We start from the raw sequence: 20,972 nt of genomic DNA on the forward strand, positions 1-20,972 counted from the left end.
TTTTTCGGTGCCTTATTCGACGACGAAAGCCGGGCCGGAGGATGTAAGCTGAGCTTCGATCCGGTCCTGAACCTTGGCGGCCAGTTCCTTGTAGATGCGAGCATGGGCGCTGTCCGGCTCTTTCGCGGTGATCGGGGTGCCGGCATCGGAGGTTTCGCGGATATCCATGTGAAGGGGCACTTCGCCAAGGAAATCGACACCCAGCTTTTCTGCGGTTTCGCGGGCGCCGCCATGTCCGAAGATATCGCTGCGATCACCGCAGGACGGGCACAGGAAATAGCTCATATTCTCGATAATGCCGAGAACAGGCACATCCACCTTGTTGAACATGTTGAGACCCTTGCGGGCATCCAGGAGGGCAATGTCCTGCGGGGTCGAGATAATGACCGCCCCGGTGACGGGAACACGCTGGGCCATGGTCAGTTGGGCATCGCCGGTGCCGGGGGGCATGTCCACAACCAGCACATCAAGCTGGCCCCAGTCCACATCGAAGATCATCTGCTGCAGGGCGCTCATGACCATGGGGCCGCGCCAGATCATGGGGGTGTCCTCTTCGACCATGAAGCCGATGGACATGACCTTCAGGCCCCATTTTTCCATGGGGATCAGGGTTTTCCCGTCCTTTGTGTCCGGCTTACCGCTGATGCCCAGCATGCGGGGCAGGGACGGGCCGTAGATATCCGCATCCAGCATCCCCACATTCAGGCCCTGTGCCGCCAGTCCAAGCGCCAGGTTGACCGCCGAGGTGGACTTGCCCACGCCGCCCTTGCCAGAGGCCACGGCAATGATGGAGGCCACGCCCGGAACCTCAGGCTTTTGCGGGGCGGCCTGTTGCTGTGCCCGGGGGGCAGCAGTTGGGGCGGCGGCTGATTTTTCAGCGGTCAGGACCGCGCTCACGGACTTGACGCCGTCCATGCCGAAGACCGCCTGCTCGCATTCCTTGCGGAGAATTTCCATCTCTGCCGCGTCCGCAGGGTTGATTTCAAGGGCGAAGCCCACATTGCCGTCCCGGACGACAAGGCCGGAAATCAGGCCCAACGAAACCACATCCTTGCCGGACTTTTTTTCGACAATTCTGGAAAGATGTTTGAGAATAGTCTCTTCGGTTACACCTGCCATGCTTGAAAACTCCGCCTTTGTTACAAAATGGGTATACAATGTCATGTAGGGTTGGGATTCGGGCGGTGGAAGACTTTTCCGCTGCTGAAAATGGCCCCAGGTACATTGCAGAAATTAACAGGGTGTCATATAACCCGTGTAAGAACAGTTCGCAATCGGACAACGTATTTAAAAGGAGTTACGAACTTATGCCTTGGAGCAATCAAGGTGGTAACGGAGGAGGATGGCAAGGCGGCGGTGGAAACCGTGGGCCTTGGGGCCAGGGCCCCAGTGGTCAGCAGCCACCCAACCTTGAAGATATCATCAGAAAAGGTCAGGAACGGTTTAAGGATTCCCTGCCAGGCGGCGGGGGCGGAAAAATCGGTTTGCTGATCATCATCATGATCGCGATCGTTGTCTGGCTTGCCAGCGGTTTCTATAAGGTTGAAACCAACGAGCAGGGTGTTGTCCTGCGCTTCGGAAAATGGGTTGAAACCACCCAGCCGGGCCTGAACTATCATCTTCCCTATCCGATCGAGACCGTTCTCACGCCCGGCGTGACCAAACTGAACAGTATTGAAATCGGTTTCCGTATGACACGGGGCGGCTCCATGGCGCCAGTGACTGCGGAAAGCCTGATGCTGACCGGTGACGAGAATATCGTCGATATCGGCTTTACGGTTCTGTGGAAGATCAAGGATGCGGGCAAGTTCCTGTTCAATGTTGACCAGCAGGAAGCGACCATCAAGGCCGTGGCGGAAAGCGCCATGCGCGAGGTGATCGGCCGAACCGAGCTGCAAAGCTCCATCACCGAAGGCCGGAGCATTGTCGAACAGGAAGTCTCCAGCCGTCTGCAGGAAGTTCTGGACGTTTATGAACTGGGGGTCGAGATCACCCAGGTTCAGCTGAAGAACGCCGAACCGCCCAGTCAGGTGATTGACGCCTTCCGCGACGTGCAGGCTGCCGAGGCGGACAAGGAACGGTCCCGAAACGAGGCGCTGGCCTACTCCAACGACATCATTCCCCGTGCCCGCGGTGAAGCCGAACGCATGCGTCAGCAGGCAGAAGGTTATCGCCAGCAGGTGATTGCGGAAGCCGAAGGTGAGGCCGCCCGCTTTGTCGCCATTTACGATGAATATGCGAAGGCCCCGTACGTGACCCGTCAGCGGATCTATCTTGAAACCCTTCAGGAAGTCTTCAAGGGCAAGAATAAGATTATCATCGACAATTCAAATGGCGGTTCCGGCGTTGTCCCCTATTTACCGCTCAATGAGTTGCAAAAAGGGAGGGCGAAATAATGGGTAAGACAATTTCGACAGTGATCGCCATCCTGTTTGTAGTCGCGGGTTTTACTGTGGCCAGTGCCCTGTTCACGGTGAATGAAACCGAGCAGGCTATCGTCATGCAGTTTGGTAAACCACAAGATGTCATCCAGGAGCCGGGCCTGAAGTTCAAGACCCCATTCGTTCAGGACGTGGTGTATGTGGACAAGCGGATCCTGTCCGTGGGTACCCAGCGTGAGGAAGTGGTCACCCGTGACCAGAAACGCCTGATGGTGGACAGCTTCGCACGGTTCCAGATCACCAATCCGCTGCTGTATTATCAATCCTTCGGGAATATCAACGTGGCGTTCAGCCGTGTTGAAACAATCCTGAACTCCCAGCTTCGCCAGACTTTGGGTCGGGAAGTCCTGACAGCCATCGTATCCGGTGAACGGAGCCGTCTGATGGACCAGATCAAGAATCAGGTGAACGCGGAAACCGCCACCCGGGGGATCACGGTTGTGGACGTGCGGATTGTCCGTGCCGACCTGCCAGAATCCAACAGCGAGAAGGTCTTCGAGCGGATGCGCACCCAGCGTGAGCAGGAAGCCAAGGAAATCCGGGCAACGGGTGCTGAAATCGCCCAGCGTATCCGGGCCAATGCCGATCGTGAGCGGACTGTCCTGATCGCCGAGGCCCAGCGGGATGCTGAAATCCTGCGCGGTAAGGGCGATGCGGAAAAGAACCGTATTTTCGCGGAAGCCTTTGGTAAGGACCCTGACTTCTTCTCGTTCTATCGGTCCATGCAGGCCTATCGGGAAGCGATTTCCGATGATGACACCAGCATGGTGCTGTCCCCGGATTCGGAGTTCTTCCGTTACTTTGACAGTCAGGCAACAAAACCGGCAAACTGATCCGGTTCAGTTCGAGGCCCGCAAGTTTCACCCTTGCGGGCCTTTTTCTTTTGCGGGTCATGAGGTTCATTTTGGTTGAGACAGTTCTTCTTGCGTTGGCGCTGGTGATTTTCTTCGAAGGTGCCCTGTATGCGCTTTTCCCCGATGGCATGAAACGGATGATGATCAGTGTCCTGCAGATGCCCAGCAGTTCCCTGCGGGTGGCAGGCGTGGCGGCGGCCATCATCGGGGTGGTGGGGGTCTGGCTCCTGAAAGGGTGATGGTCTTCCGGGCATCAGGCATCAGGCAGGCGGGGAGGTCGGAGACCGGTCTTTTTCGCCCCGATTGTGGGGGCATTGAAAAAAGGAGGCCCGAAAATTGTGGGTGGGCACATTTATGCCATATTTAATTTCCAGTTATGGAATATTCAGGACCCGTCCCAACACACTGGAAAAACGCGGGAACCGTATTAATTTAGGTTGCAAACCAACTTGTTATCGCCCAGTTTTTGGAACAGTTTGACAGTGAGAGTACAGGCGATATCACGATGTTGCTTGAGATCAGATGGAAGGAAGACGAAGTTGTACGCACCTTATCGAACGTCAGGACAACAGAATACATCCAGAAGCAGGGTGCAGGCAAAAGCCGAGACGCGGGATAAAACCCGGTATCTGGTGATGACCGGTCTTATTGCACTGACTGTGGCGGTATCCTTTGTCACGAATGCTTTCGCCCGCAGCGCCCCGGACAGTTTTGCAGACCTTACAGAAAAGTTGTCTCCCGCTGTTGTCAATATTTCAACCACCCAGATCATCAAGGCCGAGCGCGGGGGCGATTTTCCGCAGCTTCCTCCGGGGCATCCGTTTGAAGATTTCTTCAAGGATTTCGGCGGCCGTGACAAGGAAAAGAAACGCAAGGCGACGTCCCTCGGGTCCGGTTTTGTCATCGACAAGGATGGGCTGGTGGTCACCAACAATCACGTGATTGATGGTGCCGACGAGATTTTCGTGATTTTTCAGGATGGTGAAAAGATCGCCGCCGAAGTTGTCGGGACCGATCCGAAAACCGATGTGGCGGTGCTGCGCATCGATCCGGACGGAAAGGATATCACCTCCGTCAAGTGGGGTGACAGTGACAAGGCCCGCGTTGGCGACTGGGTTCTGGCCATCGGTAACCCGTTTGGCCTTGGCGGGACGGTAACCGCCGGGATCATCTCTGCCCGCGGCCGGGATATCCGCTCCGGTCCTTATGACGACTACATCCAGACCGACGCCTCTATCAACAAGGGGAATTCCGGCGGTCCGCTGTTCAACATGAAGGGCGAGGTCATCGGGATCAACACGGCTATTTTCTCCCAGTCCGGGGGCAGCATCGGGATCGGGTTCTCTGTCCCGTCCGAACTGGCGCAGCCGGTTGTGGCCCAGTTGATCAAGTATGGCAAAACCCGCCGCGGCTGGTTGGGTGTTGTGATCCAGAACGTGACCGAGGAACTGGCCGATGGGCTGGGTCTTGACAACACCGACGGTGTGCTGATTGCCGGTGTGCCCGAAGACGGTCCGGCCTTCAAGGCGGGGATCAAGGCTGGTGACGTGGTTCTGAAGTTCAACGGTCAGGATGTCAGCAAGACACGCGAACTGTCCAGACTGGTGGCGGAAACCGCCGTTGGTGCCAAGATCGATGTGGAACTGTGGCGAAATGGCGAGCGGATCACGAAAACCGTAACGCTGGGCGAGCTTGAAAAGGCGGAAACCCAGATGAACGGCGGCGAAGTTGAAAATGACCCGTCCGTGGATGTGCTGGGCATGAGCCTGTCCACAGTGACCCCGGCCATTCGGGAGCGGTATAAGCTGAGTGATGATGTGAACGGCGTGATCGTTGTGGATGTGGCCGATGGGTCCGAAGCCGCCGAAAAGGACATCCGTCCCGGTGATCAGATTCTGGAGGTTCAGTTGAAGCCGGTCAGTTCTGTCAACGAGGTGAAGTCCCTGATGAAAGACTTCAAGGCGACAGACCGGAAATCCGTTCTGATGCTGGTGAAGCGGGGTCTCAACTCACGCTTTGTCGCCCTCAGCACCGAAGGGTAAAACCCCGACAGACAGCGTCGCCCCCTTGGGGCCGACAGGAACAAGCCCGGAGCCGATACGGTTCCGGGCTTTTTTTGTGCCCGGTTGCAGCAAGGAATTGACAGCGGAAAAATGAATCAATATATCATGATGTATGGATACATTAGAGGCCGTGTCGGCCTTCTCAGCACTGAGTCAGCCAACGCGGCTGGATGTCTTTCGCCTTTTGGTCAAGGCCGGGGGGACGGGGATGCTTGCCGGTGATATCGGCGAGGCTCTGAATGTCCGGCAAAATACCATGTCGGCCAACCTGTCCGTTCTGTTGAATGCCGGGCTGGTTCGGAACGAGCGGCAGGGGCGGACCATTCGCTATTTCGCCGATATGGAAGGCATGCGCGGATTGCTGGCCTTCCTGATGGAGGATTGCTGCGGTGGGCAGGCTGACATGTGCAAACCCGTGATTGACCAGATCGCCTGCGATGGCTGACAGGGCAGGCTGGCTTCCGCAAGAGGGATTGCTTGGGCGGTCCTGAACCTGAAAAAGAAAGTTGATTTATCATCATGACTGATACCTCCCTGTGTGAACCCGGTGGATTGGGTACGTTTGAACGCTGGCTGTCCGTATGGGTGGCGCTGGCCATTGGTGCGGGCCTGTTGCTGGGCAGTCTGGTGCCGGACCTGTTTTCCGGTCTTGCCGCCCTTGAGGTGGCCAAGGTCAACCTGCCGGTGGCTGTCCTGATCTGGGCCATGGTCTTCCCCATGATGGTCGGGGTGGATTTCGGCGCCCTGTCTCATGTGGGCGAACGGCCCAAGGGACTGGTGATCACGCTGGTGGTCAACTGGCTGATCAAGCCCTTCACCATGGCGGCGATGGGGGTTTTGTTCTTTGAATATGTCTTTGCGGACCTGATCCCGGCCGAGGATGCAGCGTCCTATCTGGCGGGTGTGATCCTGCTGGGGGCGGCGCCCTGTACGGCGATGGTGTTTGTCTGGTCCAACCTGACGCGGGGCGATGCGACCTATACGCTGGTGCAGGTCAGTGTCAACGATGTGGTGATGGTGTTTGCCTTTGCCCCGATCGTGGCGTTGTTGCTGGGGGTGACGGATATCGTTGTGCCGTGGGATACGCTTCTGCTGTCTGTGGTTCTCTATGTGGTGATCCCGCTATTGGCAGGGATGTTCGTTCGGTCCCGGTTGACGGCGCGGGGCGGCGAGGCTGCCGTTGACCGGTTCAAGGAACGGGTGCGTCCGGCCTCGATGATTGGTCTGCTGATGACTGTCGTCCTGCTGTTCGGTTTTCAGGGGCAGGTGATTTTGGATAACCCGCTGGTGATCGCGCTGATTGCGGTGCCGCTGTTGATCCAGACCTATGGTATTTTCTTCGTGGCCTATGGCGCGGCGCGGTTGTGGCGGGTTCCGTTCAATGTGGCGGCACCTTGCGCCCTGATCGGCACCTCCAACTTCTTTGAACTGGCGGTTGCCGTTGCCATCAGCCTGTTTGGGCTGGGGTCTGGCGCGGCGCTCAGTACTGTGGTCGGGGTTCTGGTCGAGGTGCCGGTAATGCTGTCCCTTGTGGCCTTTGCCAATCGGACCAAGGGCTGGTTCCCGGAATAACGGGCAGCGCATGAAGGAGACAGAACCCATGACAAAAGAGCCCATGAAAGTCGTTATCTATCACAACCCGGAATGCGGCACATCGCGGAACGTGGTCGCCCTTGTCCGGGCCGCCGGGTATGAGCCGGAGGTGATTGAGTATCTACAGTCTGGTTGGACGCGTGCCCAGCTTGCGGGATTGTTCGCCGCCGCCGCCCTGACACCAAGGGAAGCCTTGCGGGTTTCGAAATCCCCCGCAGAGGAACTGGGCCTGCTGGAGCCGTCCGTGACCGATGAGGCGCTGCTGGAGGCCATGGTGGAGCATCCGGTACTGGTCAACCGGCCCATCGTTTGCACGTCGCAGGGGGTCCGGTTGTGCCGGCCCAGCGAGGCGGTTTTGGATCTTCTGGACCGGTTGCCTGCAGGACCCTTTGCCAAGGATGACGGAACCCTTGTCATTGATGCAGACGGCCAGCGTGTCCTGTAAGGAGAGACGGCGCTGGCCCTGAGGATTTATCGCTTCGGTGTGTCCAGCGTGGCCCGGACAGCCGCGGCAAGGTCGCCGCGGCTGTAGGGTTTTTGCAGGAGGCGTTCCGCCGGGATGGTCTGAGGTTCCGCAAGGGAAGACGGCTGGTCATTCGGGCGGGTATAGCCACTGGCAAGCAGCACCTTGAGCCCGGGGCAAAGGTCCCGCGCCTGCCTTGCAAGGGAATAGCCATCGATCCAGCCCGGCATGATCACATCGCTGAACAACAGGTGAACGCCCGTGTTTTCTTTCAGCAGGGTCAAGGCATCCTCGCCATTTGTGGCGGTCAGAACCGTGTATCCAAGGGAAGGCAGGGTCTGGGATGCCAATTCGGTCATGGCCTTTTCATCATCGACAACAAGGATTGTTTCTGACCCTCGCGCCGGATTACCGATGACGGCACCTTCCGGTGTCTTGTCATCCTGTTGCCGGGTGGCGCGGGGCAGCAGCAGGGTAATGGTGGTTCCCTCTCCGGGGGCGGACTGGATGTCGATCTTGCCGCCGGATCGCTGGGTAAAGCCATAGACCATGCTGAGGCCCAATCCGGTCCCCTTGCCGATGCTCTTGGTGGTGAAGAAGGGCTCGAAAATCTTTTCCTGAATGTGGGGCGGCATACCAATGCCCGTATCCCGCACTGAAATGGCCACGTAAGGGGCGGCGTCGGTCTTGTCCTTGCCAGAGGCGGGAAGATACCGATTGGCTGTTTCAATAATCAGCCGGCCGGATTCCGGCATGGCATCCCGCGCATTCAGGGACAGGTTCAGCATGGCATCTTCAAGATCGCCGGGATCGATTTCGGTCAGCCACAGGTCGCTGGCCAGTCGGGTTTCCACGGAAATGGAGGCCGTGAGCGATTTGGCGATCAGGTCTTCCATGCCTTCAATCAGGTGATTGATATCGGTGACCTGCCGGGTGTCGGATTGAAACTGGGTGAAGGCCAGCAGCTTCTGGGTGATTTCGGCGCCGCGGGTCACCCCTTTCAGGGCGGTGTCGCTCAGTTTGCGAATGGTGTCATCGCCCGCCGTCATTTCCTGTATCAGTTCCACGTTGCCCATGATGATGTTCAGGATGTTGTTGAAGTCATGGGCAATGCCGCCGGTCAGTTGGCCAATGGCCTCCATCTTCTGGGAACGGCGCAAGGCTTCTTCGGCGTGACGAAGGGGGGAGATATCGCTCTGGATGCTGACGGTGCCACCATTCTGGGTCTTGTGCTCACTCAAGTAGAGAACACGGCCATCCCGCAGCTTCAATTCGGTCTGGGCCGGGGGGCCGTCTTTCAATTTGTCCGGCCGGTTCAGGTTGGTCTCGGCTGTGGTGGCCAGGTTGACAGTATCCCGCTCGATATCAAGGCGTCCGAGTTCGCTTCTGTGAACGCCGATGGCAGCTTCGGTTTGGGAATAGCCATAGAAGCTGCGGAATTTTGAATTGCAGATGACAACCCGGTCATCGGGGCCATAGAGGACAAACCCCTCGTTGATGGATTCAAGTGCATCAATCAGGGTTTCGCGGGTGGCGTTCAGGGCCCGGCTGGCAATCTTGTACTGGGTTATGTCCTGCGAGGAGGACAGGATCAGCTTTCGGCCGCCCACTTGCAGGTTATGGGCGGTCAGAATACAGGTGCGGGGACTGCCGTCTCGGGCCCGAAGGGTGACTTCCTTGTCCTGAAAGCCTACGGCCTCGTATCCCATTTCTGTCAGTTCCCGGTGCTGTTCGGGAATATGCCACAGGTTGAGTTCCTCTGCGGTCTTGCCCATGACTTCCTCTTCCCGATAGCCAAGGCATTTCAGCCATGCGGGGTTGACCGCCATAACCCGGCGTTCTTCAAAACTTGTAATGGCCATGAGGGTGGCGCTGCTTTGGAAAACAGCCCAGAACAGGTCGTCCAGTCTTGCGTCTGGTTCTTGTGCCAGCAGGGTGCGCATGATGTTGTCAACTTGATCAGAAAATGGAAGCAGGGCCCCGGATGGTTGTCCGGGGCCTGTTTGTTATTGTTTTCAGGCTTCTGGTTTCAAGACAGGTTTATGACGTCAAAAGTCAGTCGCTGAAAAATTCGGTATAGGTGTAGCCTTGATAATAAAGCAGGGTGGTCAGGTCACCAAAGCGGATGGTGGCGTCGGCCGCCTCGTTGGCTTTTGGTTTGGCATGGAACGCGACCCCAAGGCCGGCGGCCTCGATCATGGGAATATCATTGGCGCCGTCACCAATGGCCACGCTTTGTTGGCGATCAATCCCCAGTTCAGCGATCAACCGGTTCAGGTTGTCCAGCTTGGCGGCGGAATTCAGGATCGGTTCGGCGGCCTCACCGGTCAGGCGGCCATTCTCGAACAGAAGCTCATTGCTTTCATGCATGTGAAACCCGACGCTGTCGCGCACCCGGCTGGTGAAAAAGGTGAACCCGCCGGAAACCAGTGCCGTATAGGCGCCGTTCTGGCGCAGGGTCTGAATAAGGGTCCGTGCCCCCGGTGTCAGGGTGACCCGCTCGTCAAAGGTGCGTTGCAGAACGGATTCTTCCAGTCCTTTCAGCATGGCTACACGGGCCCGGAAGGCCTCGTTGAAATCCAGTTCGCCGCGCATGGCCTGTTCGGTAATGGCCGAGACCTTGTCCTTGACCCCGGCATAGTCGGCCAGTTCGTCGATACACTCGACGGTGATGATGGTGCTGTCCATGTCGGCCAGAAGCAGTTTCTTACGCCGGTGAAGCGTCGGCTGCAGGCAGTAATCCACATCGTTCAGGATGTCTGAAAGGTTTTCCGGCTGGACGGTTCCGTCAAAGATCAGGTCGGCGGCGACGCCCTCGCGCAGCCAGACCGGCGCGCCGGTTTCAGCGCCATGTGCCTGCAAGCTGGCCTGCGCCTTCTCAACTATGGTAAGGAAGGGGATGTCGGTTGCAGGATTTGCAACCAGTGTTAAAACAGTTGTTGTCATAATACTACCGGTTCACCACGCATGGTATCAAAACAGAAGTCCACTACGAACTCAAAAGGCTGCATCCTTTTAGCAGGCCCGACGGCCAGCGGCAAATCCGCATTGGCGGTGGCCATTGCCAATGAATTCGATGGTGTCGTGATCAACGGGGATTCCATGCAGGTCTATAGTGGGCTGCGGGTCATTACGGCCCGCCCGGACGAGACCGAGGAGGCCGCCGCCCCGCACCGGTTGTACGGGGTGTTGGAGCCGGATGACTTCTGTTCTGCGGCCCGCTGGCGGGATATGGCGCTGGCGGAAGTGGCCCGCTGCCATGCCGAGGGGAAGCTGCCCATCATCGTGGGCGGGACCGGCCTGTATTTCGAGATCCTGACCAAGGGCATTGCCGAAATTCCGGCGATTTCCGATGCGGTTCGGACCGGATTGCGGGATTTGCAGGCTCGGGACGGGAATCAGGTGATCTATGACCGCCTGCTGGCGAAAGACCCGGACATGGCGGCACGGCTCAACCTTGGGGATACGCAGCGCCTGCTGCGGGCGCTGGAGGTGGTGGAGGAAACGGGCACCCCGCTCAGTGTCTGGCAGGCCCGCGCCGAGGAGGGGCCGGTTCTGGATTGCCCGCGTCTGTGGTTGGCTTTGCTGCCGGAGCGTCAGTGGCTCTATGATCGGTGCAATCGCCGGCTTGACTGGATGGTGGATGAAGGCGGGGCGATCGAGGAGGTTCGGGACCTGATGGCCCGCAATCTTGATCCGTCGCTGCCAGTCATGAAGGCACTGGGGGTGCCGGAACTGGCGGCCTATCTGGCGGGAGAGCTGGACCGGGACGACGCGGTGGACCGGATCAAGATGCTGACAAGGCGCTATGCAAAGCGTCAGATGACATGGGTTCGAAACAAGATGAGTGAAGCTCAGACATCATCTGCGCAAGATTTGGAAAGTTTGAAGTCTGAATTCTTTCCATTTATTCGCCATTTTTTGTTGACCCTTGAAACCTGACCGTCTAGTTTCGGCGCGTTGGCGGGGTCTTTGATTCCGGTAAGGCGTTGATTCCTGCCAACGACACACTGCCCGGAGGGACCTTCGGGCACTTTTTCAATGCAAATAGACTATTGCCGAACAATAGAGAGATTAGGTACAGCCAATGGCAAACCAGGAAATGACCGGTGCAGAAATCGTAATCCAGGCGCTCGTTGATCAGGGCGTGGAAGTGATTTTTGGATATCCTGGTGGTGCCGTGCTACCGCTCTATGATGCCCTGTTCAAGCAGAACAGCATCCGGCACATTCTGGTGCGCCAGGAAGGCGGCGCGGTTCACGCAGCCGAGGGGTATGCCCGTTCCACCGGAAAGCCGGGTGTGGTTCTGGTGACATCAGGGCCGGGCGCGACCAACGCGGTTACCGGTCTGGCCGATGCGTTGCTGGACAGTATTCCGATCATCTGCCTGACAGGGCAGGTGGCGACACACCTGATCGGCAATGACGCGTTTCAGGAAGCGGACACCGTCGGGATCACCCGTCCGGTGACCAAACACAACTATCTGGTAAAATCCGCCAAGGACATGGCCCGCACCGTGCATGAGGCCTTCCATGTGGCAACAAGTGGCCGCCCCGGCCCGGTCGTGATTGACCTGCCGAAGGATACCCAGTTCGAAGAAGCAGAATATCTGCCCCCGGCGCTGGTCCAGCACAAAAGCTACAAGCCGCAGGTCAAGGGTGACCTGAAAGCCATCAAGGAAGCGGTTTCCCTGATTGCCAATGCCAAGAAGCCCATCTTCTATACGGGCGGCGGCGTTATCAACTCTGGCCCCAAGGCGTCCGACCTGTTGACCAAGTTCGTTCGCATGACCGGTTATCCGATCACCAATACCCTGATGGGTCTGGGGTCCTATCCGGCGTCCGACAGGCAGTTCCTTGGCATGTTGGGGATGCACGGCACCTATGAAGCCAACCACGCCATGCATGATTGTGACGTCATGATCTGTATTGGCGCCCGCTTTGACGACCGGATTACCGGGCGGCTGGATGCGTTCTCGCCCAACTCCAAGAAAATCCATGTGGATATCGACCCCAGTTCTATCAACAAGAACGTGCCGGTGGATATTCCCATTGTCGGTGATGTGGCCCATATCCTCGAGGACATGATCAAGGTCTGGAAGACCGATGTGTGCCGTCCCGATGCCGCCGCGCTTGAGGAATGGTGGCAGCAGATTGAGGGCTGGCGCAGCCGCGACTGCCTGAAATTCACCCAGTCCGGCCCGATCATCAAGCCGCAATATGCCCTGTCCCGGTTGAACGAACTGACCAAGGGCAAGAACCGCTATTTCACCACTGAGGTGGGACAGCACCAGATGTGGGCGGCCCAGTATCTCCAGTTTGAGGAGCCGAACCGCTGGATGACCTCCGGGGGATTGGGCACCATGGGCTATGGCCTGCCGTCTGCCATGGGGGTTCAGGTGGCGCACCCGGATGCGCTGGTCATCGATGTGTCCGGCGAAGCCTCGGCCATGATGAATATTCAGGAACTGTCCACGATCATGCAGTATCGCCTGCCGGTAAAGGTCTTCCTGCTGAATAACGAATATATGGGCATGGTTCGCCAGTGGCAGGAACTGCTGCATGGAAGCCGCTATTCTGAAAGTTACATGGAAAGCCTGCCTGACTTCGTGAAACTTGCCGAAGCGTTTGGCGGAACCGGCCTGCGCTGTACCGACCCGGACAAGGTGGACGAGGCGATCATTCAGATGATCGAAACCGACGGCCCGGTCCTTCTGGATATGGTGGTGGACAAGGAAGAGAACGTCTTCCCCATGGTGCCGTCCGGCGCGGCCCACAACGAAATGCTGCTGGCCGACAATGCGGAAGGCGAGGGGCCTGAAGTGTCCCGCGAGGGCATGACGCTGGTATAAGCGACCGGAGTTGATTTTGGGGATTGCGGGGCCTCTGGCCCCTTTGAAAGATTGCTTGGACAATGATTGAAAAAACAGAAATTCACCGGCACACCATTGCCGTTCTGGTCGATAACGAGTTTGGCGTTCTGGCGCGTGTGGTCGGCCTGTTTTCTGGCCGCGGCTATAACATTGAGAGCCTGACTGTGGCCAAGGTGGACGAAAAGGAAAACCTGTCCCGGATCACAATCGTCACCACCGGCACCATGATGGTGATCGAGCAGATCAAGGCGCAACTGAACCGGCTGGTGCCGGTCCACAGCATTGCCGACCTGACCCTGGACGGTCCCAGCGTTGAGCGGGAAATGGCTCTGGTCAAGGTTGAGGGGACCGGAGAGAAACGGGTGGAAGCCCTGCGGATGGCGGATATTTTCAGGGCCAGTGCGGTTGATGTGACCGAAAGCTCCCTGGTGTTCGAAGTCACCGGCGACCGGGAAAAGGTAAAAGCCTTTGTCGCGCTGATGGAGCCGCTCGGGGAGGTGGAAGTGTGCCGCACCGGTATCGTGGCACTGAAACGGGGACATGAAACCATCTGAGAGGGTGGTTTAACACAACGACGAATTTGAATAGTTTACTCTGGAAGGAAATAGAGAAATGCGCGTTTATTACGACAGCGATGCCGATGTAAATCTGATCAAGGGCAAGAAAGTTGTCATCGTTGGTTATGGTAGCCAGGGCCACGCCCACGCCAATAACCTGAAAGATTCCGGCGTTGCCGATATCGCTGTCGCCCTGCGGGCAGGAAGCTCCTCCGTCAAGAAAGCGGAAGGCGCTGGCCTGAAGGTCATGACACCGGCAGACGCAGCCAAGTGGGCCGACGTTGTCATGATGCTGACACCGGACGAACTGCAGGCTGACATCTACGAGCAGGATCTGGCTCCGAACATGAAAGACGGTGCTGCCCTGGTTTTTGCCCACGGCCTGAACGTGCACTTCAACCTGATCGAGCCGCGCGCCGACATGGACGTGTTCATGATCGCACCGAAGGGGCCGGGCCACACGGTTCGTTCCGAATATCAGCGTGGCGGCGGCGTTCCGTGTCTGGTTGCTGTTCATCAGGACGCTTCCGGCAATGCACTGGATATCGCCCTGTCATACGCATCCGCCATCGGTGGCGGCCGCGCCGGCATCATCGAAACCACCTTCAAGGAAGAATGCGAAACCGACCTGTTCGGTGAGCAGGCTGTTCTTTGCGGTGGTCTCGTTGAACTGATCCGCGCCGGTTTCGAAACTCTGGTCGAGGCTGGATACGCTCCGGAAATGGCTTATTTCGAATGCCTGCACGAAGTGAAGCTGATTGTCGACCTGATGTATGAAGGCGGCATTGCCAACATGAACTACTCCATCTCCAACACAGCGGAATATGGTGAGTATGTCACAGGTCCGCGCATCATTACGCCGGAAACAAAGGCAGAAATGAAGCGGGTTCTGACCGACATCCAGACCGGTAAGTTCACCCGTGACTTCATGCTGGAAAACAAGGTTCGCCAGCCGTACCTGAAGGCAACACGCTCCCTGAACGACGCCCACCAGATCGAGGAAGTCGGTGCGAAGCTGCGTGGCATGATGTCCTGGATTGGCGAAAACGCCATGGTGGACAAATCCAAGAACTAAGGAACACTGTTCCCGACAGAAAGCCGGTGCCCTGCACCGGCTTTTTTTGTGTCTTTTACTGGTGATTTCGGGGGCAGGGGCGAGTCGGATTCAAGGCTGGGCGATCCGGCAGCAACCGGGGGCAACCAGCATGCCAAGAAAACGGCCCCTTGCAGATCAATTTATAGGGCTGTCTCGTGACAACCTTGTTGCCGGACTGTCATGCTCCTGCCTCATTTGTCCGAAAAGCCAAAAATCCCGTGCGTCCGGCCATAAATCGGTTGCTTGATCCGGGGAAAAGAGCGTAATAGTTTTTGTGTGATGGTTGGGAAATTTTAACGATATTCTGTCATACCCCATAAGGCATTGTGTAGCGCAAGGAATTATTGTGTAATCACAGCGCTTTTTTATGGTTAATCGGGTATGGCGTCGTCGGGCCCGATTGAAAACTGAATTGAAGGGCAAGGGGGGCTTGCTCTTTCGTAATATTTAGGTGAGTGAGGCAATTTAATGTTTTCCAAAATGCTCGGCATGCTTTCCGCTGACATGGCAATCGACCTTGGCACTGCGAACACCCTTGTTTATGTAAAGGGCCGCGGAATCGTCCTGAATGAACCTTCTGTTGTGGCAATCATTCATCGGGACGGGAAGAAACAGGTTCTTGCCGTTGGTGATGAAGCCAAAATGATGCTGGGCCGGACGCCGGGCAATATCGAAGCCATTCGCCCCCTTCGGGACGGCGTCATTGCCGATTTCGAAATTGCCGAGGAAATGATCAAGCACTTCATCCAGAAAGTGCATAACCGCCGCAGCTTCGCCCGCCCTCAAATCATCATCTGCGTTCCGTCCGGCTCAACCGCCGTTGAACGGAAGGCCATCAAGGAATCCGCTGAAAATGCCGGTGCCCGCGAGGTTTACCTGATCGAGGAACCGATGGCAGCCGCAATTGGCGCCGGGCTTCCCGTGACCGAGCCGACCGGCTCCATGGTTGTGGATATCGGCGGTGGCACCACCGAGGTGGCGGTCCTGTCCCTTGGCGGTATCGTGTATGCGAAAAGCGTCCGTGTGGGCGGTGACAAGATGGACGAGGCAATCATCGCCTATATCCGCCGCAACCATAACCTGCTGATCGGTGAAAGCTCTGCCGAGCGGATCAAGAAAACCATCGGGTCCGCCTGTCCGCCGGAAGACGGCAATGGCGAGACCATGGAAGTCAAGGGTCGCGACCTGATGAACGGGGTTCCGAAGGAACTGGTCATCAGCCAGCGCCAGATTGCTGAAAGCCTGGCCGAACCGGTGGGGGCCATTATCGAGGCCGTGAAGGTCGCGCTGGAACATACCGCACCGGAACTGGCCGCGGATATCGTGGACAAGGGCATTGTGCTGACCGGCGGCGGCGGCTTGCTGGGCAATTTCGATTATGTCCTTCGCCATGCAACCGGCCTGCCGGTTTCCATTGCCGACGAGCCGCTTTCCTGTGTGGCAATCGGTACCGGCCGTGCGCTGGAAGAATTGAAGACGTTGCGTCACGTTCTGAGCGGCGACAACTGATTAAGTGAACCGTATCTGACGATCGGGTGACCGGAGTTAATCTATGAGCTTGAGGCAGGGAACCGCTTCGAAAATTGCATTTCCGCTGAAGAATATCATTCAGCGCTTTGCTTTTCTGAGCCTGATTGTCCTGTCCATCGCCCTGCTGGTTCTTGGCAAGGCGGATCTGGTGCTGATGGAACGGGTGCGGACCATCAGCGTGGATGCCCTGTCTCCGGTTCTGGGCACCTTGTCGCAACCTGTCAATGCCATCAACAAGGGCATCGAGAGGGTGCGGGAACTGGCCAGCCTGATCGAGGAAAACGAACGTCTTCGGCGCGAGAATGAACGCCTGCAGAAATGGCAGGCGGCCAGTCTGGCGCTGGATAAGGAAAACGAGAATTTCCGCCGCTTGCTCAACGCCCTGTCCGATCCGCTGGTCCTGCCGATTACGGCCCGGGTTATTGGCGATTCCGGGGGGCCGTTTGTGCGGACCCTGCTGCTGAATGCAGGAAGCCGGGATGGCATCCGGGTTGGTCAGGCCGTGGTTGGGCCCCATGGCCTTGTCGGGCGGATCGCGGAAACCGGGCGGCAATCGTCCCGTGTCCTGTTGCTGACTGACTTGAACTCCCGCGTACCGGTGTTGCTGCAAAATTCCCGCCACAAGGGGATTTTGGTGGGGGACAACTCGATTTCTCCGAAACTTGAATATCTGCAGACCAACGCGCAGGTTTCCGCCGGGGACCGGGTGGTGACCTCGGGTGATGGCGGCATGCTGCCAAGCGGCTGGCCGATCGGAACCGTGTCCTCGGTTACGGAAGGTCAGGTCCGTGTGCAGGCCTTTGCCGATTGGGCCCGTCTGGAATTTGTCAGCGTGCTGCGCTATGACCTGCCGGGGCTGACCGATCAGGGAACCAATCCGGGTGATTTGGGGGAAAGCCGACTGGGCGAAAGCCGTTTTGGCAACTGACGGAGTGTCGTGTCGCCCATGAACCCTTCTTTTTCATATCAGGTTAATCGCCTTTTACGGGGCAGCTTGCCGTTCTGGCTGACCTTTCTGCTGGCGGTGATGACGGTTATCCCGGTGCGGATCGAGAATATGGCCACCGTGACGCCTTCTGTGGTGTCGATCTCGGTATTTTACTGGAGCTTGCAGCGTCCCTATCTGATGCCGGCACCCGCCGTGTTTCTGATCGGTCTGACAACGGATATCATGACCGGCGGCCCGATGGGGATGAGCTCCCTGATCCTGTTGCTGGTGCACTGGATTGCCAGTTCCCAGCGGCAGGTCTTTGTGGGCAAGGCCTTTATTCAATCGTGGTGGGGATTTCTGCTGGTGGCGACAGGGATGGCGGCGCTGTCCTGGGTGATCATGTGCCTCTATGCGTTTGCGTTCGTTCCGGCGCTTCCTTTCCTTGTGCAACTGGCGCTGACGGTTCTGTTGTTCCCCGCTTTTGCGTGGGTGTTCGGGCTGCTCCAGAACAGTATTTTGAGGCATATCTGAGATGTCAAACAGGCGGGACAAGGAAAAATCCAAGGTTTTCACCCGGCGGGCCCTATTGTTGGCTGGCGGGCAGGCTGGCCTGATGTCCGTTCTGGCCGGGCGCCTCTATTATCTTCAGGTGATCCAGTCCGACGAATATACCATGATGGCCAACGAAAACCGGATGAATATCCGTCTGTTGGCGCCCTTGCGCGGGCGGATCCTTGATCGGTTTGGGGTGGAAGTGGCCAGCAACCGCCAAAACTATCAGGTGGTCCTGATCCCGGAGCAGACAAAAAGCGTTGAAGAAACCCTGGACAGGTTGTCGGGTCTTGTTCCGGTCCCGGAAATGGACCGTGAGCGGGTTCTGAACGAGGTGAAGCGGAAGCGCGGTTTCGTTCCCATTCCGGTGATGGAAAACCTGACCTGGAACGAGTTTGCCCGCATCAATGTGCACAGCCCCGAATTACCCGGCGTCCAGATGGAAGTGGGGGAGACCCGCGATTATCCGTTCGGCGAGGTTTTTGCCCATGTGGTCGGCTATGTGGGTGCGGTTTCCGAAAAGGACCTGCAAAAGCTGGAGCCGGACCCGCTGCTTGAATTGCCGGGCTTTCGGATCGGTAAGAACGGTATCGAGAAATACTATGATCTGGCCCTGCGGGGCACGGCAGGCACCAGCCGGGTTGAGGCCAATGCCTATGGCCGTGTTATCCGGGAGCTGAGCCGGCAGGAAGGAACCGCCGGCGATGATCTGGTTCTGACCATTGATGCGGAATTGCAGAAATTCGCCACCCGTCGGCTGAATAACGAAAGCGCGGCGGCGGTGGTCATGGATATCCATTCAGGAGACATTCTGTCGCTTGTATCCGTGCCGGGCTTTGATCCCAACAGTTTTACCACCGGCATCAGCAGCCGGGAATGGAAGACACTGGTCTCCAACCCCAAGCGGCCGCTTGGCAACAAGGCGGTGGCCGGGCAGTATCCGCCGGGCTCCACCTTCAAGATGGTAGTGGCGCTGGCGGCCCTTGAGGCAGGCGTGATCTCGCCGGAAAATACGGTTTTCTGCGGCGGCTATACGGACCTTGGCAAGCATCGCTTCCATTGCTGGAAACGGGGCGGTCATGGCAAGGTCAACCTTCGGGAATCCATCGAGCAATCCTGCGATATCTATTTCTATGAAATTGCCGCCAAGGTGGGCGTGGACCGGATCGCGGAAATGGCCCATCGTTTCGGTCTTGGCGACAAGCTGGGGATCGACCTGTTGGGCGAACGCAAGGGCCTGATGCCGACCCGCGACTGGAAGCTGGCGGTTCACGGGGTGCCGTGGCAGAAGGGCGAAACCTATAACGTGGGGATCGGGCAGGGCTTTGTTCTGTCAACGCCGCTGCAACTGGCGGTCATGACGGCCCGGCTTGCCAATGGCGGCAAGGCCGTGACGCCGCGTCTGGTTCGCCGCGACGGCGGTGTTGATCATGGCGTGTCCGATGCGGAGCAAGCCCCGGATATGGGGATCAGCAAATCATCGCTGCAGGCGGTCCTGCATGGCATGTATGATGTGATGCATGGGCGGCTCGGAACAGGCCGGGGCGCCAAGCCAAAGGATGTGGACTGGGAGATGGCTGGCAAGTCCGGAACCGCACAGGTGCGGCGGATTTCCAAGAAGGAACGCCAGACCGGCGTCCTGAAATCCCATGAAAAGCCGTGGGAAGAACGGGATCATGCCCTGTTCGTTGCCTATGCGCCCTATGATGAGCCGCGCTATGCGGTGTCGGTCATTGTCGAGCATGGGGGCAGCGGCTCCAAGGTGGCGGCCCCCTTGGCGACGGCCCTGCTTGAGGAAACCATGCGTCTTGACCCGGTTCGCCGGCCCGGACGGGGGCAGTTCGCCCACACCCATGAGGACAAGGAGGATGGCAATGCTTAGGGAGCTTGGCTCGCCGGATCCGGCGCCGTCTTTCTCGCGCAAAATCTGGGATGTTAACTGGGGCTTCGTCCTGCTGATCTGTGCGGCGGCGGCGGTCGGCTTTACCATGCTCTATTCGGCGGCCAACGGCAGTATCGAGCCTTGGGCCTCGCGCCAGATGATCCGGTTTGCTGCCGGGTTGGTGATCATGTTTGTGGTTGCCTTTGTGGATGTTCGGATCTGGTTGCGGCTTGCCTATCCGCTTTACGCCATATCGCTGTTGTTGCTGGGCGCGGTCGAGGTCATGGGCGTTGTGGGCATGGGCGCGCGGCGCTGGGTGGAAATCGGCCCGTTGCAATTGCAGCCCTCCGAGGTTATGAAAATCACCCTTGTGATGGCGGTGGCCCGCTATTTCCATGGCCTGTCACTGGAAGATGTCCGGCGTATCCGCTGGGTTCTACCGCCCATTCTGCTGGTGCTGGCGCCGTCCGCGCTGGTTCTGCGTCAGCCGGATCTTGGCACCACCCTGTTGCTGGTGGCCGGGGCGGGGATCGTGTTTTTTGCGGCAGGGGTCAGTCTGTGGAAATTTGGCGCGGTGATCGGTGCCGCCATCCCGGTGGGTTTCTTTGCCTATCAGTTCCTGCATGACTACCAGAAGAAGCGCATCCTGATCTTCCTGAACCCGGAATCCGACCCGCTCGGTTCCGGCTATCATATCATGCAGTCCAAGATCGCGCTGGGCTCAGGCGGGATTTTTGGCAAGGGGTTTGTTCAGGGAACGCAAAGCCATCTGAATTATCTGCCGGAAATGCGGACGGACTTCATTTTCAGCATGCTGGCCGAAGAATTTGGCATGATCGGCGGCCTGACCCTGTTTGCCCTCTATATCCTGCTGATGGCCTATGGCTATGCCATTGCGCTCCGCTCCCGCAACCAGTTCGGAAAGCTCTTGGCGGTGGGGATGACCGGGGTGTTCTTCCTGTATGTCTTTATCAATGTGGCCATGGTGATGGGGCTGGTTCCCGTGGTGGGGGTTCCGCTCCCACTGATCTCATACGGGGGAACCTCCATGTTGACCCTGATGGTCGGCTTTGGTCTGATCATGAGTGTCTATATCCACCGGGACGTGGAAATCGCCCGCCGAAAATACTGAATTTTT

Annotated in this window: 19 protein-coding genes; 16 read left to right on the forward strand and 3 right to left on the reverse strand. The window is 57.8% G+C overall.

What is annotated here, in order from left to right:
• Positions 1 to 12: 12 nt before the first annotated feature.
• The gene (apbC, locus tag FQB27_RS08415; RefSeq protein WP_169560461.1) at positions 13 to 1,119 is read right to left on the reverse strand and encodes an iron-sulfur cluster carrier protein ApbC; all 1,107 of its coding nucleotides are present in this window, start codon (positions 1,117 to 1,119) and stop codon (positions 13 to 15) included.
• 188 nt (positions 1,120 to 1,307) lie between these two features.
• On the opposite strand from apbC, the gene hflK reads away from it, so the two are divergent.
• From hflK to arsC, 7 genes are all read left to right on the forward strand, one after another.
• Positions 1,308 to 2,396 carry an FtsH protease activity modulator HflK gene (gene hflK, locus FQB27_RS08420; RefSeq protein WP_169560462.1) on the forward strand — a complete coding sequence of 363 codons (1,089 nt, stop codon included), beginning with the start codon at positions 1,308 to 1,310 and terminating at the stop codon, positions 2,394 to 2,396.
• The gene (hflC, locus tag FQB27_RS08425) at positions 2,396 to 3,274 is read left to right on the forward strand and encodes a protease modulator HflC (protein ID WP_169560463.1); all 879 of its coding nucleotides are present in this window, start codon (positions 2,396 to 2,398) and stop codon (positions 3,272 to 3,274) included. The genes hflK and hflC overlap by 1 nt, the downstream gene beginning before the upstream one ends.
• A 71-nt stretch (positions 3,275 to 3,345) precedes the next feature.
• Entirely contained in the window at positions 3,346 to 3,534 is a 189-nt protein-coding gene (locus FQB27_RS08430; RefSeq protein ID WP_206374459.1) for a DUF2065 domain-containing protein, read from the forward strand.
• Between the two features lie 351 nt (positions 3,535 to 3,885).
• Positions 3,886 to 5,337, forward strand: coding sequence for a DegQ family serine endoprotease (locus tag FQB27_RS08435; protein ID WP_206374461.1), 1,452 nt, complete (start codon positions 3,886 to 3,888; stop codon positions 5,335 to 5,337).
• A gap of 133 nt (positions 5,338 to 5,470) precedes the next feature.
• Positions 5,471 to 5,803 (forward strand): ArsR/SmtB family transcription factor, encoded by a 333-nt coding sequence (locus FQB27_RS08440; protein WP_169560466.1) that lies wholly within the window; start codon positions 5,471 to 5,473, stop codon positions 5,801 to 5,803.
• 74 nt (positions 5,804 to 5,877) lie between these two features.
• Positions 5,878 to 6,930: an ACR3 family arsenite efflux transporter gene (arsB, locus tag FQB27_RS08445; RefSeq protein WP_169560468.1), complete on the forward strand. Its 1,053-nt coding sequence runs from the start codon at positions 5,878 to 5,880 to the stop codon at positions 6,928 to 6,930.
• A gap of 43 nt (positions 6,931 to 6,973) precedes the next feature.
• Positions 6,974 to 7,396, forward strand: coding sequence for an arsenate reductase (glutaredoxin) (gene arsC / locus FQB27_RS08450; RefSeq protein WP_169560911.1), 423 nt, complete (start codon positions 6,974 to 6,976; stop codon positions 7,394 to 7,396).
• 26 nt (positions 7,397 to 7,422) lie between these two features.
• On the opposite strand, the gene FQB27_RS08455 is transcribed toward arsC, so the two are convergent.
• Complete coding sequence (locus FQB27_RS08455) at positions 7,423 to 9,357, reverse strand: hybrid sensor histidine kinase/response regulator (protein ID WP_169560470.1); 1,935 nt, start codon at positions 9,355 to 9,357, stop codon at positions 7,423 to 7,425.
• A 112-nt stretch (positions 9,358 to 9,469) separates the two neighbouring features.
• On the reverse strand, positions 9,470 to 10,360 hold the full coding sequence (gene serB, locus FQB27_RS08460) for a phosphoserine phosphatase SerB (protein ID WP_169560472.1): 891 nt from the start codon (positions 10,358 to 10,360) through the stop codon (positions 9,470 to 9,472).
• Positions 10,361 to 10,381: 21 nt separating this feature from the next.
• On the opposite strand from serB, the gene miaA reads away from it, so the two are divergent.
• From miaA to rodA, 9 genes are all read left to right on the forward strand, one after another.
• Complete coding sequence (gene miaA, locus FQB27_RS08465) at positions 10,382 to 11,356, forward strand: tRNA (adenosine(37)-N6)-dimethylallyltransferase MiaA (protein WP_169560473.1); 975 nt, start codon at positions 10,382 to 10,384, stop codon at positions 11,354 to 11,356.
• A 145-nt stretch (positions 11,357 to 11,501) separates the two neighbouring features.
• Positions 11,502 to 13,265, forward strand: a complete 1,764-nt coding sequence (locus FQB27_RS08470) for an acetolactate synthase 3 large subunit (RefSeq protein ID WP_169560475.1) — start codon at positions 11,502 to 11,504, stop codon at positions 13,263 to 13,265.
• A 62-nt stretch (positions 13,266 to 13,327) separates the two neighbouring features.
• A complete protein-coding gene (ilvN, locus tag FQB27_RS08475; RefSeq protein WP_169560485.1) occupies positions 13,328 to 13,840 on the forward strand; it encodes an acetolactate synthase small subunit in 513 nt (170 codons plus the stop codon).
• Between the two features lie 58 nt (positions 13,841 to 13,898).
• Positions 13,899 to 14,918 carry a ketol-acid reductoisomerase gene (gene ilvC, locus FQB27_RS08480; protein ID WP_169560487.1) on the forward strand — a complete coding sequence of 340 codons (1,020 nt, stop codon included), beginning with the start codon at positions 13,899 to 13,901 and terminating at the stop codon, positions 14,916 to 14,918.
• 489 nt (positions 14,919 to 15,407) lie between these two features.
• Positions 15,408 to 16,448, forward strand: coding sequence for a rod shape-determining protein (locus FQB27_RS08485; RefSeq protein WP_169560489.1), 1,041 nt, complete (start codon positions 15,408 to 15,410; stop codon positions 16,446 to 16,448).
• Between the two features lie 43 nt (positions 16,449 to 16,491).
• On the forward strand, positions 16,492 to 17,397 hold the full coding sequence (gene mreC / locus FQB27_RS08490) for a rod shape-determining protein MreC (RefSeq protein WP_169560491.1): 906 nt from the start codon (positions 16,492 to 16,494) through the stop codon (positions 17,395 to 17,397).
• A gap of 18 nt (positions 17,398 to 17,415) precedes the next feature.
• Positions 17,416 to 17,931 (forward strand): rod shape-determining protein MreD, encoded by a 516-nt coding sequence (mreD, locus tag FQB27_RS08495; protein WP_169560493.1) that lies wholly within the window; start codon positions 17,416 to 17,418, stop codon positions 17,929 to 17,931.
• A 1-nt stretch (position 17,932) separates the two neighbouring features.
• Complete coding sequence (mrdA, locus tag FQB27_RS08500) at positions 17,933 to 19,834, forward strand: penicillin-binding protein 2 (RefSeq protein ID WP_169560495.1); 1,902 nt, start codon at positions 17,933 to 17,935, stop codon at positions 19,832 to 19,834.
• On the forward strand, positions 19,827 to 20,966 hold the full coding sequence (gene rodA / locus FQB27_RS08505) for a rod shape-determining protein RodA (RefSeq protein WP_206374464.1): 1,140 nt from the start codon (positions 19,827 to 19,829) through the stop codon (positions 20,964 to 20,966). The genes mrdA and rodA overlap by 8 nt, the downstream gene beginning before the upstream one ends.
• Positions 20,967 to 20,972: the final 6 nt, after the last annotated feature.

The sequence above is a fragment of the Sneathiella chinensis genome, from assembly GCF_012720115.1.
Lineage (GTDB): Bacteria > Pseudomonadota > Alphaproteobacteria > Sneathiellales > Sneathiellaceae > Sneathiella > Sneathiella chinensis.